The following is a 16,151-nucleotide window of genomic DNA, read 5'->3' as shown; positions in this document are numbered from 1 at the left end:
TTTAGCAACACTTGTCCATATCTTCTCCAAATAAATCGACAAGTTTTTTACCCTCTACTCTATAAATAGCGTATCCTACATTGCCATTTTTAGAACCTGACACTATTACTTCTATTGGTAGCTTCTCATCAATATTTTTAAAAGTTATAGTTTGATTCTCTATAGGTGCTGGTATTGGTTTTGTTATATAATGGCTCTCCTCATCAGAAACTACCACTGCCATTTCATTTGAATTATTACCTTTTTTATATATAACTACTAAATCTTTTTTTCCATCATTATTTAAGTCTTCTTCAGCACAGGTTATTATATCTTCCTTATGATTTTTCTTGAAATATGTTAATGTTTCTTGATTTACATTTGGAATAGAGTCATTTTGTTTAAGGTTATCATCTACTACCCTTGATAAGACTATTAATGCAATTACTACACATGATATTATAACTACCTTTTTAAGCATGATTTCCTATGACCTCTTTCATCTTTGGTATTACTGCTTTAAGTGCAAATAAAATAATCAAAATAGTGCATATATATTCAAAACTATCTGGTATATTTAACATTAGTTTATTTGCTAATTGTATTGAAGAATTTGTTGTCTCTAAATTCACAGTATTGTTGTTTGCCAAAAGTAAATTGGTTATATAACCTATTATTATTGAACAGAGTGTTAGTGTAACTGAGTATATAACAACTGTTCTTTTTCCAATAAGTTTACACATACTTATAAGTTCTGGTAAGTTTGTCGCTGCACCAGCTATCAAAAATGTTATCGCTATCCCAGGAGATGCTCCACTTGCAACAAGGGCTGCTATAAATGGAATATGTCCTACAGCACATACATACATAACACATGCAAGTATTGATATACTTCCAAGAGATAGTAAACCTGGATTTCCTAAGTATTTTTGAATTATACTATTTGGAAAAATTGTTGTTATAAATCCCGCAAAAAGCATTCCCATTATTACATATTTACTAATAGTAAGTGCTAACTCTCCAAAGGACCATTTAAGCCCATCAACCATATTTTCTATAAAGCTTCTCTTTTCTTCTTCTAATTCTATAGCTTCTTCATCTGAGTCATTTTGCAAAAATAATTCTTCTTTTCCAAAGGTATTCCCCAAAACTCCTACTAAAAATGGTACTAAAAATCCAGATATAAGATAAATGATTGTAATTTTAGGTCCCAAAAGACCTAAACAAAGAACTACAGCTATTGGATTTATTATTGGAGTTGATGTCATAAAGGCAAGTACTGGCCCTAAGTATGCTCCGGAATAGTACATACTTATGCCCAATGGTATTACGCCACAACTACAAATTGGTAAAAACATTCCTGAAATAGTGCTTTTAATCAGAGAAGAAAACTTCTTATTTCCAAGTTGCTTTTGAAACCTTTTTGGTGTTAAAACATTGTGAAGAACTCCTGCCAATATAAAACTTATCATAAGCCATCCTGATGCTCCATTTAGTGTAACTATAGAAGCTACCACAGTGTTTTTCACTCCACTTAAAACAATTTCTAATATATTCATTTTTACTGCTCCTAATTTTTAAACTTTTAACTATTATTTATAGCTTCTACTATTGCCTTTTCAATGTTATCTTTGTTTAATCTATCGTACTTCTTTTTTTGGTTTATTATTAAGGTTCCTTTTGTTATGATTCCATACTTCTTGACATATGAGAAATCTTTACCTGCTTGGTAAAGTTTTACTTCTAACTTGTCAGTATACTTCTCAGAAATTTTTTTTATAAACACTCCATGCTCATCACAAGATGGTCAAGTATTTATGAATTCAACTAAAATTTTAGACATTTGTTCATCCCCTACTCTAAACAATTTATCTTTTACTTAAAATAATCCACAGAAAAATTTTTTCTATGGATTGTATTCCGCAAGATTTTATAATGTTATAACTTGGTCTACACCTGCACCACCTAAACAAGCATATAAATTTGGGAAACATCCAATTGTAGCTCCATCGACCAAATTATCCTCTATCCCTCTTTCTATAGCACACTGGTCACAAGCCATTATTATCATATCTGTCTTTTCATGTAATTTACTTAATCTTTCTCCCACTGGGTTACCTTTAGACAAAAATAAGGTATTATCCATAAAGAAAAACATACCTAGGACATCTACTCCATGAGTTCCTTGTTCTAATTGTGGTATTATCATTTTGTCTAGAATTTTATGTGCGTTAGTACTACTAAAAATATAAGCTACTTTCATTTTTATTCCCCCTATACTTTTTTATCTAAATTTTATACAAAATTTTACATATGTAATTATATTATAAGTTTATTCGTATTTATCTGTAAAATAGATAATAACAATATTATCCAATAGAAATATAGTGTTTTTCTATATTTATTTAATTATTTTTTGATTATTTCATCATTTTGGTTAACTTTAATAAATAAAAAATAGATTACTTAAATTTATCTAGCTTATTTAAGTAATCTATTTTAATTATTTATCACATTATTAAATTAAATCTATTCAATACTTTTTTATTAAATTTATTTTAGTCCTGTCTTATATATTTCTTAAGTTTTTCATACTTATATCAAGTGCTTTCACTGAGTGTGTAAGCGCTCCCACAGAGACAACATCAACACCAATTTTTCCTATAGATTCTATTGTATCTAAATTTACATTTCCAGAAAACTCTACAACTGCTCTCCCATTTATCATTTCTATAGCCTTTTTTGCTGTCTCCAAATTCATATTATCTAACATTATTATATCTGCTTTAGCTTCTATAGCTTCTTTTACCATTTCTAGAGTTTCCACTTCTACCTCTATTTTTCTGACAAAAGATGTGTTTTTTCTAGCTAATTCAACTGCGTTTTTGACGCCACCTGCAGCTCCAATATGATTATCTTTAAGTAATATTCCATCAGATAAATTAAATCTATGATTGCATCCTCCACCTACTTTTACAGAATATTTGTCTAAAATTCTAAGATTAGGTATTGTTTTTCTACTATCCAATAGTTTAGTATTTGTACCTTCAAGTTTTTCCACATACATACTTGTAGCAGTAGCTATTCCGCTCATTCTTTGTAAATAATTTAACGCTACACGTTCTCCCACAAGTAAGTTTCTAGTATTTCCAGTTAATACAGCTATCTTTTCTGCATTATTTACCCTATCGCCATCATTTTTATATAACTCTACCTCTACATCTCCAAGTATTTCAAAAACCCTTTTAAACACACCTAAACCCGCTATTATACCATCTTGTTTACAAATTAAATCTACAGTAGACTTCGAATTTTCATCTACAATAGAATTAGTTGTTATATCCTCACTTGGAACATCTTCTATTAAAGCATCTTGTATCATTTTATCAATAATCAAATAATTCATCGCCAAAATCCTCACTTGTTCTTTCTATTTCTTTTATAACTAATATTTTATTCTCTTCCTTTATTTTTTCTACATCCACCTCTATATTTGGTACTTCTATAAACTTCACTTCTATACTACCTATAACTGAGTTTATATTTTTAGCTGCTCTTTTTGAAAATACAAGACCTTCAAGTAGTGAATTACTTGCTAGTCGATTAGCTCCATGAACACCTGTACAACTAATTTCACCCACTGCATATAGGTTCTCCATAGATGTTTTTGAATCTAAATCAACATGTATCCCTCCCATAAAATAATGTTGTGCAGGAGATACTTTTATATATTCTTTGGTTATATCTGTTCCTCTATTTAAACATTCATTGTATATAAAAGAAAATCTATTGATTAAATATTCACTATCTAAGTGTGTTGCATCTAAATATACATAAGGCAAATCATCTTTTTCCATTTGTTCAAAAATAGCTTTTGAAACTACATCTCTTGGAAGAAGTTCATCTACAAATCTTTTTTTGTTTTTGTTTAAAAGTTTAGCCCCTTCTCCTCTCAAAGATTCAGATATAAGCATCCTTCTACCTTCACTATTTTCTTCATAGAAAGCTGTTGGGTGTATTTGAATATATTCTAAATTTTCTATTTTAATATTATTTCTTAATGCTATAGCAATTCCATCTCCTGTAAGGTGTCTTTGATTCGTAGAATTTTTAAAAAGTCCACCAATTCCACCTGTAGCTAAAACTACTACCTTTGAAAAGATATGAATTTCTTTTTGAGACTTAAAAATTCTAGCTCCTATACACTTATTACCATCTTTTAATATATCTAAAAGATAAGCATCTTCTATAAGAGTTATATTTTCCCTAGTTTTAGCTTCTTTTAATAGAGTCTTAAAAACAACTTCTCCTGTATTATCTTTGCTATGAACTATTCTATTTACGCTATGAGCTCCCTCTCTTGTATAGTCTATCTCTCCATTTTCTTTGTCTAAAGGCATACCATAGTCTACTATTTGACCTACATTTTCTATAGATTCATCTGCAAGAACTTTGACTGCTTCAACCCTATTTTTATACTGACCAGCCTTCATTGTATCTTCTACAAAAGATTCTATATCATCAATATTTCTAGCAGTTGAAATTCCTCCTTGTGCAAGATATGTATTGTTGTTTTCAATTGTAGATTTTGATACTACTAACACATTTAAATTTTTATCCAAATTTAATGCACAATATAGTCCCGAAACACCACTTCCAATTATTAAAACATCCTGTTCTAAATTCATAAGTCTATCCCTCTATCCTTCTGCTAATCTGTGCATATTAAGCAGTGAATTTAAAGCCTTTTCCATAATTTCATCTTCTACAATAACTTCGTTTTCCATATTTTTAAGAGTACTATACAAATTCTCTAATGTTGTTTTTTTCATATCTGTACATAGTATTCTTCCACCAGGAATATAAAAATTTTTATTAGGATTGTTTTTCTTTAATTCATGTAAGATACCCTCTTCAGTTGCTATTATAAAATCTGTATTTTTGCTGTTAGTAGCATATTTTATTATTCCTGATGTACTACCTACATAATCACCTAAGTCTCTTATTTCTTTTTTACATTCTGGATGTACCAATACTTCTGCATCTTTATACTTTTCTTTTAATTCAATTATTTCTGCAACTTTTATATTGTTGTGATATTTACAATATCCATCCCAAAATATAAATTCTTTATTAGGGAATTTTTCTGCAATATATCCTCCTAGGTTCTTGTCTGGGAGGAATATAATTTCTTTATTATCTATGTTTTCTAATATTTTAATTGCACTAGATGATGTAACTGAAACATCACAATGTGCTTTAACTTTAGCTGTAGAGTTTATATAACATACAACCAAAGCATTTGGATACTGTTGTTTTAGTTTTATCACGCCTTCTTCATCTACCATATCTGCCATAGCACATCCAGCGTTACTTACTGGCATCAATACAGTTTTTTCAGGTGATAATATCTTAGCACTTTCTCCCATAAATCTCACACCACAAAATACAACCACTTCTTCTTTACAATCTCTAGCAATTTCACTTAAGTAATACGAATCTCCAACTGCATCTGCTAATTCTTGTATTTCTGGTGGTTGATAAAAATGAGCAAGTATTATTGCATTTTTTTCTTTCTTTAGCTCTTTGATTTGATATGTTAAATCTTTATCCATAATTGCACCGCTTTCTATATGTACTAGTGTATATACACCTGTAAATTCATTATATCACTTGACTATTTTTTCTTCAAGAATTTTAGACCTCTTAATATTGTTAAGATATAGACACTTACACTATCAATTAATTTATCATTTTTTTACCTCTATTTAAATTATTTTTTTTGTATTTTTTAATTTTTTGTAGAATATTATCAGAATATTTTTTATATTCTTTCTTGTTATAATATTGAATTTTTTTCCAAATACCTGTATACTAAGTGCATGATTATGTATATGTATTTATTTCTGAAATTATATTAGTTTTAATACTTTATAGAATTTGTAAGTGTTTTAAGTATAAAATCTTATAAAAACTTACACATTTAGACAATATGTATACAGAATCCAAAAAATTTTATAAATGGGGTGATGTTATGACAACATTCTTAATTGGTTTGGCTATTTTACTAATAGGAGGTGCTTTATACGGCGCTTATTGTGAAAAAGTATTTGGCCCAGATGACAGAAAAACACCTGCACTTGCTCAGAGTGATGGAGTAGACTATGTTCCAATGAAAAAATGGAAAAATAGTCTTATTGAGTTGCTTAATATAGCTGGTACAGGACCGATTTTAGGACCTATACAAGGTATTTTATTTGGTCCAATTGCGTTTATACTAATTCCTATTGGTTGTGTATTAGGAGGAGCTTTACATGACTATATGAGTGGAATGATTAGTATAAGAGAAAAAGGAGCACAGATGCCTTCTCTTATCAGCAGATTTTTAGGTAATAAGGTCTTTCAAGTTTATAATATCTTCCTTTGCTTATTAATGCTTTTGGTTGGTGCAGTTTTTATTTATACACCTGGAGATTTGGTAGTTACTCAAATTCTAAATATGAAATCAACTATCAATAATCCAGTCGTTTGGATAGTTTATGGAATCATCTTTGTATATTATTTATGTGCAACACTATTTCCAATTGATAAAATAATAGGAAAAATATATCCAATATTTGGAGCCATTCTACTTTTATCTGCTGCTGGTGTTGGAATTGGAATATTTACACAGGGTTATGACTTAGCCAATTTAAGCCTAGCAAATTGGAAAGGTATCCATCCTAATGGAGTTCCTCTTATCCCTACATTCTTTGTTACAGTTGCTTGTGGTATTGTTTCTGGATTCCACTCAACTCAAGCTACTCTTATAGCAAGATCAGTTTCAAATGAAAAAGAAGGTAGAAGCACTTTTTATAATATGATGATTTTGGAAGGTTTAATTGCCATGATTTGGGCGGCAGCTGCTATGGGTATTTACAATAAAGGAATACCTAGTGAATTAATAGGTTCTCCTGATGTAATAGGTTTAGTTGCTAGAGACTTACTTGGTTCTGTTGGTGGTATTATAGCTATAATAGGTGTTATTGTTTTACCAATAACTTCTGGAGATACAGCTTTAAGATCTTTAAGATTAATGCTTGCAGATTATTTCCATTATGACCAAAAAGAAAAGAAACATCGTGTTATATTATCAATCTGTATATTTATTCCTGTTATAGCCATCCTTATATTTGCAAAACTTAGCACTTCTGGATTTAATATATTATGGAGATATTTCTCTTGGAGTAACCAAACTATTGCTATATTCGCCTTTGCTATGATTACAGTTTATCTTATAATAAAAGAAAAAAATTATATCATAAGCTTAATCCCAGGTATGTTTTATTCTTTTGTAATTTCTAGTTATATATTCAATGCTCAAATTGGATTTAACTTAAGTATAAATATATCATATATTTTAGCTACCATTTTTACTGTTTTGTATGCTGTTTTAACTGTATACTATGGCAGAAAACTAAAAAGCAAAACGGATACAAATCTAGCTAGCTAAATATAAATATTATTAGATTTTTATTAAAACTTTTAATTTTAAATAACTCAATAAAAAGAGGCTGTCTCAAAATAGAGATTAGCCTCTTTCTTATTAAATACATTAATAAATAAACATCCACCTTTTATTGGAATATTTATCCTATATATTTAATATAAATAAATAAAAGATTTAAAATAATCTACATTGTTTATATACTCAAAATAATTTTTTGGAGGAATACTTATGAATAATAAATTACATGAACTAGAAAAAAATTTACCAGAAACATCTTGTTCTTTTTGTACACACCTTTCATTGAAGGGGCCTAGCCTAGATTACAGATATGATATTAAATGTGTTATTTCAGATACCAAACCTGATTTTAGAGGATGTTGTGAATATTTTGAGCCAGAATATACAGACTTAAATACAGGAGATTTAGACAATCTATACATAAACTTTCTTGAGACATGCCTTAAGGTAAACTATAATGATTATATTAATTCTATGTACTGGAAGTTGTTTAGAGAAAGAACTTTACTAGAGAACAACTTTAAATGTTCTATATGTGGTTCAACTGAAAATATTGATGTGTATCATATTAATAAAAATTTAGGAAGAGAAACTTCTGAAGATATAATTGTTAAATGTAAGAAATGTAATTGTAAATAAGTGTATAAAATTCAAATAACTTCACATAATAAGTTTAAATAAAAAACTTAGGAGGTTATTTATGAAAAATAATAATTTAAATTGTGATGCTACTAACTGTGCTTATAATACTAGTGGATATTGTTATGCTGGTAGCATAAAAGTAGATGGAATGCAAGCAACTACTACAGGAAATACTTACTGTGCTTCTTTTGAAGACAAATATACATCTGGTATAACTAGTCGTTCTAATGACACTAACCAAGTTGATACAGATAATATTCATTGTGAAGCTGTAAAATGTAAATACAACAAAAATGAACTTTGCAAGGCTGAAAAAGTTCATATAAACTCAGGAAATGCAAGCTGTGAAACTTTTGAAATGAAATAATTTCATTGATACTTAACTATTTAGTATTTATAAAAAATAAAATGGAACCTATAAAACAGATACCTTTTAAAAGATATCTATTATAGGTTCTTTTTTACAATTAAAGCATTATGTATTAGGAAGTAAATGTAATTATAAGTTATCATCTTGAACTAAATTTTACACCAAATATATCCATAAGAAACATAAATATTGGAACTCCAATTAATAATCCCCATACACCTAAATAATGCTCTCCTACAAGTAAAATAATGAAAACAAAACAAACTGGAAGTTTTGTTCTATTTGACATCAACTTAGGATTTAATATATATGTTTCCACTGCATGCACTATACAAATCATGGCCAAAACGCCAAATACTTTTGCTATTCCTCCTATATTAAGGGCTATTACTGTTAATGGAATTAAAGACACTATAACTCCAGCTACTGGAATAAGACCCAAAACAAAAATCATAAGCCCTAAAGCCCATATTTGAGGAAAGCCCATAAATCCTAAAAAAATCATAGAAACAATAGAATTTATAAATGCAATCATTACTTGTACTTTCATTACATCACCAAAATTTTTCACAAAACTTTTTCCAAAAAATACAAGAGAATTATAGATGAAAGAAATTTTACTTTCTGCAAGTTTATTTCCAAATTTTTTAATATCATTTTTTTCAAGTAAAAGCAGTAAACTAAGTAAAAAAGCTAGTAATATATTTATCCCAAAACTTCCAACTTTAGTTGCTGCTGATGCTATTAACAATCCTGCCTGTGAAATATATTTATTAAAATCCAACTTTGAAACAATAGGATAAATCTTTGGCCCTAAAGATTGAGCAAATTGATTTACATCAAAATTACTTAAAATCCTGCTTAACTCTGTAAGTTGAACTATAATTATTGGCACAACTGCATAACTAATTAGTACTAATAATATAGCAAATAACGAATATAATACTATAATTATTAATGAATCAGGAACATAGAAAGAAAATAATTTCCTAATTCTTTTTCTTATGGAAACTAATAAATTATAAAAAACAAAAGTCATTATAAATGTTAAAAGCACCATATTTAACATATACCAAAATGTAATTAAAATAATCACTACCACAGATATAGAAACAATCTTATATTTTGAACTATCGGGTGTCAATTCTTTATTATTCTCCACAGCGTAATCCTCCCCAGATTTTTACTACTTAACAATCAAACTTATTACTCTAATTCTAAAATCTAATTAGGAGAACATTAAAAATAATGCATTAATTCTTCCTAATACAACATTAAATTTTAGAGAAGATAATTTTAGATAATACATACTTATATCTAATTCTGCCTACATTATATATTTAAATCATTATTATCTATATCAGATAGTAAATCATATATCTCTGGATATTCAAAAAATAAGCCCTTTTTTAATAATTGTCTTATTTCACCTGTACTTACCCATTTTATATCACTTACTTCTTCTTTTTGTAAAATTGCATTTGATACATCATACTCTTTTTTAACTAAATATACATCCCATAAAGTATCTCCATGAATCATACTTCTAAAAATCTTTATCTCATCTTTGGATATATCAATTCCTATTTCTTCCTTAGCCTCACGAATTGCACCATCTAAACTTTCTTCTCCAGAAACAATACATCCAGTTGTCATCCCCCATATATTTGGCAGTGTCTTTTTATTTTCAGACCTTTTCTGAATTAAAACCTGAAAATTACTATTTACAATCCACACTTCAACTGCTAAATGATAATATCCTTCTTCAATAGAATTATCTCGCTCTATAACATTTCCTGTTTTAATTCCATCAGCATTATACAAATCCCATAATTCCACTTTCAAATCTCCTTACTTTCCTTATAAAGTTAACTAAAATATAGATACATTTTAGTATAATTAATTTTGTTCATTTTTTATTACAATGCTTGATTTACATTTATGTTCATCATTTTTCTTTTCTTTCCACTCTTTTATATCATCTATAATGAATCTATGTTTAAGAGATTTTGTATCAAATTTAAACATTCTAAACACTATTTGTAATACATACCCTAAACCTAAAGCACTTACAAGTGTACCAATTCCTACAGAACCACCTAATAACCAACCAGCAACGAGTGCTAATATTTCAAGAACTGTTCTAACAAGACGTACAGACCTATTAGTTTTTTTCTGAAGAGCAATCATAAGACCATCTCTTGGCCCACTTCCAAGGCAAACTCCTAAATACAAAAAACTAGCTATAGCAGCTAAGATGATTCCTATAACAACCATGAATACTCCTATATAAGTATTACTTGCATGAGGTATCACACCTGAAAATATTACTAAATCAATGAAAATTCCTATAAATGTCATATTTAGCAATGTACCCCATCCTATATTTTCACCAAAAACTGCATCCAATATAACGATTATAACACCTACCAATATGGACGCCTGACCTATAGTTATACCTAATTTTATAGATAAACCTTGATGAAGCACATCCCAAGGCATAAGACCAACATGTGCATTAACCATAAGCACAGAAGAAATTGCAAATATAAAAAAACCTGAAAACAACCTTATCATACTTTTTAAATTAATTTTTCCCATTAAAAATCACTCCTCATAATAATAATAACAATAAATACCAATAAAATATATATATAAGTACAAAGTTTTACAAATTTTTTCATCATTTTAATATAGAATTTCAATCATAAAAAAAGTGGCAATCCATATTTTACACGTCTTCACCTATATTCTAAGCTTTAGTGTAAAAATAGATATACCACTTTTCTAATATTTAAACATTTTTAGTTAATTTAATTAATTTTCACTATAAATTCTAGCTTCTTCTTCTCCATTTAGCACTCTAAGAGTTCCAAAAGCAAGTGATTCTAACTCATTTTCTCCTGCCATAATTTCTACTGGCGCTATAAATTCAACTCTCTTTTTAACCATTGAAGTAAACATTTCAGAATATGCAATTCCACCTGTTATAATTATAGCATCAACTTTTCCATCTACTACAGTTGCTAATTCTCCAATTCCTTTTGCCAATTGATATGCCATTGCCTCATAAATAATTTTGGCTTCTTCGTTTCCTTCTGCTATCATCTTTTCAACTTCTCTAGCATCTACAGTATTTAAATATGAAACTATACCACCTTTACCTCTTATCTTTTTAGTCATTTCTCTTTCTGAGCATTGACCTGAATAACAAGCAGCTACTAATTTTGTAGCAGGAACTCTTCCTGATCTTTCTGGTGAAAATGGCCCTTCATCATCAGATAACATATCAACCATTCTTCCTTTTTCATGAAGATAAATACTTACTCCTCCACCAATATGAGCTACTATTAAGTTTAAACTCTTGTAATCTTTACCTCTATCTTTAGCATATTTTAAAGCCATTGCTCTAGTATTTAGTGCATGCCCTGCACTTGATCTATCCATTCCACAAAGCCCAGATACTCTTGCTATATCTATAAGTTCGTCTACTGCAACAGAATCATAGATATATGAATTTATTCCAAGTGGTTCTGATATTGCATGTGCAACAACTGCTCCTAAATTTGAAGCATGCTCAAGTACTGGTCTATGTTTAAGTACATCAATCATTTCTTCATTTACTAAATATGCCCCTGATTTTACTGGTGGTAAAACTCCACCTCTTCCAACTATTGCACTAAGAGATTTTAAATCTATATTATTTTCTTCAAGAATACTTAAAACTGCCTCTTTACGCATTTCAAATTGGTCTTGAATTGTATTATATTTTGCAATCTCCTCTGCTGGGTGGTCTATCGTCTTCACAAGAATTTGTTCTTCTCCATCATATACTCCTATTTTTGTAGAAGTAGAACCTGGATTTATGGCTAATATTCTATAAGTCATACTTTTCTTCCTTTCGCATTAATTTCTATAGTTTATCTTATATATATTATAAACTATTTGCCAACCATTTCCATACCTTCATGGAAAGCTTTTATATTTAACTCGACAAATTTTGGTTTAACATTTTCACTTATAATTTTTTCCCAGTCAATAGACTCTAGTTCCATAGATTTAACTAGACATCCTAATAAAATAACATTCATTATCTTTGCATTTCCTAATTCTTCAGCTTTATCTGCTGCATTTATCACTTTTGCATTTAATCTATTTAATTCTGCATCTATATCATTTTCTTGATATTCAGCTCCTCCGATTAAAACAGTCATAGAGTCTATTCTATGATTATTTACTAAAGCTTTTCCTTCTGGCTTTAGATAATTAAACCATCTTAAAGCCTCCATCTTTTCAAAAGATACTAAAATGTCTGCTCCTCCAATTTCTATAACTGGAGAATGAACACAATCTCCATATCTAACTTGTGAAGAAACTGAACCTCCTCTTTGGCTCATACCATGTATCTCACTCATTTTTACATCATATCCAGCTTCCATCAATCCCATAGTTAATAATTTACTAGCAAGTATAGTTCCTTGACCTCCTACACCTACCAAAAGTATACTCTTAGTCATATTATTTTTCCTCCTTAACTATTGCTTGTTTTGGACAAACTTGTGAACATACTCCACATCCTACACACTGATTTCTATCTATATTTGATAATTTATTTTCTTTATCAAATGATAGTGCTGGACATCCAGTTTTTAAGCATAATTTACATCCTATACACTTATCATGGTCAACCTTACACTTAGTTTTAAATGGATTATTAAACTCTTCCATATCTTCTTTAGAGAATTTTTTAAGTACACATGGCCATCTTGTGATTATTACAGATGGTTCATCTTCTATAGCCAAAGCCCAATCTAATGCTTCATTTACTTCTTTTAGATTATTAGGGTCTATAACTCTTACATGTTCTATTCCACAAGCTTTGACTAATCCTTCTATGTCAACATCTTTAGTTTTATCACCTTGTAAAGTATATCCTGAACCTGGATTTTCTTGATGTCCTGTCATTCCAGTTATTCTATTGTCTAATATTACTGATATAGAATTACCTCTATTGTAAACTACATCTAAAAGACCATTTATTCCTGTATGGAAGAAAGTTGAATCTCCAAGTACACCTACTAATCTCTTTTCATTTCCTTCTTTCATGTTAAGAACTTTTTGAGCACCATGCGCAGTTCCAAAGGCAGAACCCATACAAACAACATAATCTATTCCATTATATGGAGGAGCAAATCCAAGAGTATAACATCCTATATCTCCACCAACTATTAAATTTTTTCTCTTTCCAAGTTCATAGAAGAATCCTCTATGTGGACATCCTGCACAGAAACTTGGTGGTCTTGGTGTTACTAATTCAGTTTTATATTCTATAGTGTCATTTGTTTTTCCAAATATAGCTTTTCTTAAAACATCTGGTGTCATTTCTCCATATGGAGGTATTACATCTTTTCCAATACAATCTATTCCATACGCTTTTATTTGTTCTTCTATAAATGGGTCATTTTCTTCTATTACATATATTTTATCTACTTTGTCTGCAAATTCTTTTATTTTTTCATAAGGTAATGGATTTGTAAATCCTAACTTCATATATGATGCATTTTTTTCAAATACTTCTTTAGCAAAATTACAACACATACCTGAAGCTATAACACCTATTTTTGTATCATTTATTTCATAGTAGTTTAAGTCAGTTTCATTTGAGAATTTTTTAAGAGTTTCCATTCTCTCTTCAACAACGCCTCTTCTTATTTGAGCATTTGCTGGAACAGTAACCATTTTTTTAGCATTTTTCACATACTCTTTAATTTCAACTTCTTCTCTATCATAACACTCTACTAAACCTTTTGAGTGACAGAGTCTTGTTGTAACTCTATATAAAACTGGTGTATCATATTTTTCACTTACTTCAAAAGCTTCTTTTATCATATCTTTAGCTTCTTGGCTAGTTGATGGTTCAAATAAAGGTATCTTTGCAAACTTTGCATACATTCTATTGTCTTGTTCATTTTGAGATGAATGCATTCCCGGTTCATCTGCAGTAATAAGTACCATACCACCATTTACGCCTGTATATGCATAAGTAAATATTGGATCCGCTGCAACATTTACACCAACATGTTTCATAGAAGCCATAGTTCTTGCTCCTGCAATTGAACCCCCTATAGCAGCCTCAAGTGCTACCTTTTCGTTTGGAGCCCATTCTGCAACTATTGCATCTTTATATGTTGCTAAATTTTCTAGTATTTCTGTACTTGGAGTACCTGGATATGCAGATGCATATTTAACACCAGCCTCATAGGCTCCACGTGCAATTGCCTCATTACCTGTCATCAATTGTTTCATATAAAATTCCCTCCATCTACAATTATTAAATTCATAGTCCACCCAATTTGTTCAATGAAATTAATTATTTATTTTTACTTCTAAACTTTCAAGTGCTTCTTTTATAATACTTGGTGCTTTCTTACATTTTTCTTCTGAAACTGCACAAACTGCAAATCTTAATCCCATCTTCAATGGAATTGCAAATACATTGTGTTTAGTTAATTCTTCACATACTTCTCTTGGATTATCACATGGTATACTTACAAAGAAACCTGCTATATATGGAAGAATTTCTAATCCTACTCTTTCAGCTTCTTTTACAAATACATCTGCTCTTCTAGTCAGCATTTTTTTGTATACTTCTTTTTCCTCCTCATATTCTTTGAATTTTTTAGGGTCATTTACAATATTAGATAGAACTGCCATAGCACTTCTATTGCAATTTGACCAGTTTGCTCTACATGAATGAACACATGAATAATGGAACTCTTCTGCTACATCTTCACTTGAAGATATACAAATTATAGCTCCCATTCTCATTCCATAAGCTGTAAATCCTTTTGACATACTAAAACCAACTAATATAAGAACGTTTTCAGGCAAGTTGGAAAATTTCTTAAAGAATTTTCTACATACATCATCATCACCTGCAAAGTCAATATATGCTGAATCTACGAAAAATATTATCTTTTTGTCTTTATCTTGTGCAACTTCTTTTGATAAGTCTAATATTTTATCCCACTCATCATCTGCAACACTATATCCTGTTGGATTGTGAGCTGGTGTATTTATAATTGTAAAAACTCTTCCTTGTTTTTCTGCTATATTCACAAAATTTTCTTTGAATGAATCAAAATTAAATTTTCTATTTTCATCAAACAATTGGTAGTTTACTACTTTTCTATTAGCTTCTTCAGCTATACTAACATATGGACTCCAAAACCAATCAGATGTTAAAACTTCGTCACCTTCATTTGTATAATTCCATACAGCTAGTTTTATTGCACCACTTCCTCCTGGTGAAGCTAATACTCTTATATGTCCTTCTGGTAAGTAATCTCTAAAAAATACTTTTTTAACTGCTTCTAAGTAGTCTGGCTGACCTTCAAGGGCTGCATATGCACCTATATCACAGTTATCTAATGCTTTATATTCATCATATACAGTTTTCATTGTTATTAATTTTCCTGAGTCATCCATTAGAGCGCCTATTGTTGCATTTATTACATTATCCATACCTAAAGCTTTTTCTGCTGCTTGAGCTCTTCCAGATAAGCTAAATATAACATCATTTTCTTTTGGCCACATTGCATGCTTACCAACCATACTTTGACTCATACCATCACCCCTAAAATTGTATTTACT

Annotated in this window: 17 protein-coding genes; 3 read left to right on the top strand and 14 right to left on the bottom strand. The window is 29.5% G+C overall.

Going from position 1 to position 16,151, the window contains the following annotated elements; genetic code table 11:
• Position 1: 1 nt before the first annotated feature.
• The 7 genes from saoC to nadA form a co-directional block, all read right to left on the bottom strand.
• Positions 2 to 460, bottom strand: a complete 459-nt coding sequence (gene saoC / locus IC213_RS02170) for a Cys-Cys-COOH (seleno)protein SaoC (protein ID WP_227860514.1) — start codon at positions 458 to 460, stop codon at positions 2 to 4.
• Positions 453 to 1,538: an efflux transporter SaoE gene (gene saoE / locus IC213_RS02165; RefSeq protein WP_227482810.1), complete on the bottom strand. Its 1,086-nt coding sequence runs from the start codon at positions 1,536 to 1,538 to the stop codon at positions 453 to 455. The genes saoC and saoE overlap by 8 nt, the downstream gene beginning before the upstream one ends.
• 26 nt (positions 1,539 to 1,564) lie before the next feature.
• Positions 1,565 to 1,822 carry a thioredoxin-like (seleno)protein SaoT gene (gene saoT / locus IC213_RS02160; protein WP_255613171.1) on the bottom strand — a complete coding sequence of 86 codons (258 nt, stop codon included), beginning with the start codon at positions 1,820 to 1,822 and terminating at the stop codon, positions 1,565 to 1,567.
• Positions 1,823 to 1,909: 87 nt separating this feature from the next.
• Positions 1,910 to 2,242: a DsrE-related protein SaoD gene (saoD, locus tag IC213_RS02155; protein ID WP_227830721.1), complete on the bottom strand. Its 333-nt coding sequence runs from the start codon at positions 2,240 to 2,242 to the stop codon at positions 1,910 to 1,912.
• Positions 2,243 to 2,548: 306 nt separating this feature from the next.
• On the bottom strand, positions 2,549 to 3,385 hold the full coding sequence (gene nadC, locus IC213_RS02150; protein ID WP_227432665.1) for a carboxylating nicotinate-nucleotide diphosphorylase: 837 nt from the start codon (positions 3,383 to 3,385) through the stop codon (positions 2,549 to 2,551).
• Positions 3,366 to 4,667, bottom strand: a complete 1,302-nt coding sequence (locus IC213_RS02145; protein ID WP_227482814.1) for an L-aspartate oxidase — start codon at positions 4,665 to 4,667, stop codon at positions 3,366 to 3,368. Before IC213_RS02145 ends, nadC begins: the two co-directional genes overlap by 20 nt.
• A 12-nt stretch (positions 4,668 to 4,679) precedes the next feature.
• Positions 4,680 to 5,594, bottom strand: a complete 915-nt coding sequence (nadA, locus tag IC213_RS02140; protein WP_227830724.1) for a quinolinate synthase NadA — start codon at positions 5,592 to 5,594, stop codon at positions 4,680 to 4,682.
• A 419-nt stretch (positions 5,595 to 6,013) separates the two neighbouring features.
• On the opposite strand from nadA, the gene IC213_RS02135 reads away from it, so the two are divergent.
• From IC213_RS02135 to IC213_RS02125, 3 genes are all read left to right on the top strand, one after another.
• A complete protein-coding gene (locus IC213_RS02135; RefSeq protein WP_227862686.1) occupies positions 6,014 to 7,471 on the top strand; it encodes a carbon starvation CstA family protein in 1,458 nt (485 codons plus the stop codon).
• A 225-nt stretch (positions 7,472 to 7,696) separates the two neighbouring features.
• Positions 7,697 to 8,125, top strand: a complete 429-nt coding sequence (locus tag IC213_RS02130) for a hypothetical protein (protein WP_227432661.1) — start codon at positions 7,697 to 7,699, stop codon at positions 8,123 to 8,125.
• A gap of 61 nt (positions 8,126 to 8,186) precedes the next feature.
• Positions 8,187 to 8,495, top strand: a complete 309-nt coding sequence (locus IC213_RS02125) for a DUF1540 domain-containing protein (RefSeq protein WP_021385244.1) — start codon at positions 8,187 to 8,189, stop codon at positions 8,493 to 8,495.
• 142 nt (positions 8,496 to 8,637) lie between these two features.
• On the opposite strand, the gene IC213_RS02120 is transcribed toward IC213_RS02125, so the two are convergent.
• The 7 genes from IC213_RS02120 to IC213_RS02090 all read right to left on the bottom strand — a co-directional run bounded on the left by IC213_RS02120 (position 8,638) and on the right by IC213_RS02090 (position 16,124).
• Entirely contained in the window at positions 8,638 to 9,660 is a 1,023-nt protein-coding gene (locus tag IC213_RS02120) for an AI-2E family transporter (RefSeq protein ID WP_227432660.1), read from the bottom strand.
• Positions 9,661 to 9,830: 170 nt separating this feature from the next.
• On the bottom strand, positions 9,831 to 10,337 hold the full coding sequence (locus IC213_RS02115) for an NUDIX hydrolase (RefSeq protein WP_227432659.1): 507 nt from the start codon (positions 10,335 to 10,337) through the stop codon (positions 9,831 to 9,833).
• Positions 10,338 to 10,397: 60 nt separating this feature from the next.
• A complete protein-coding gene (locus tag IC213_RS02110) occupies positions 10,398 to 11,099 on the bottom strand; it encodes a YczE/YyaS/YitT family protein (RefSeq protein ID WP_227432658.1) in 702 nt (233 codons plus the stop codon).
• A gap of 216 nt (positions 11,100 to 11,315) precedes the next feature.
• The gene (buk, locus tag IC213_RS02105) at positions 11,316 to 12,386 is read right to left on the bottom strand and encodes a butyrate kinase (RefSeq protein WP_227835766.1); all 1,071 of its coding nucleotides are present in this window, start codon (positions 12,384 to 12,386) and stop codon (positions 11,316 to 11,318) included.
• A 53-nt stretch (positions 12,387 to 12,439) separates the two neighbouring features.
• Positions 12,440 to 13,015 carry an indolepyruvate oxidoreductase subunit beta gene (locus IC213_RS02100; RefSeq protein ID WP_227432656.1) on the bottom strand — a complete coding sequence of 192 codons (576 nt, stop codon included), beginning with the start codon at positions 13,013 to 13,015 and terminating at the stop codon, positions 12,440 to 12,442.
• A gap of 1 nt (position 13,016) precedes the next feature.
• Entirely contained in the window at positions 13,017 to 14,804 is a 1,788-nt protein-coding gene (iorA, locus tag IC213_RS02095; RefSeq protein WP_227862685.1) for an indolepyruvate ferredoxin oxidoreductase subunit alpha, read from the bottom strand.
• 60 nt (positions 14,805 to 14,864) lie between these two features.
• A complete protein-coding gene (locus IC213_RS02090) occupies positions 14,865 to 16,124 on the bottom strand; it encodes a pyridoxal phosphate-dependent aminotransferase (protein WP_227482820.1) in 1,260 nt (419 codons plus the stop codon).
• Positions 16,125 to 16,151: the final 27 nt, after the last annotated feature.

The sequence above is a fragment of the Clostridioides sp. ES-S-0049-02 genome, assembly GCF_020658465.1.
Taxonomy (GTDB): Bacteria; Bacillota; Clostridia; order Peptostreptococcales; family Peptostreptococcaceae; genus Clostridioides.
This window is presented reverse-complemented; position numbering and strand designations above follow the sequence as displayed.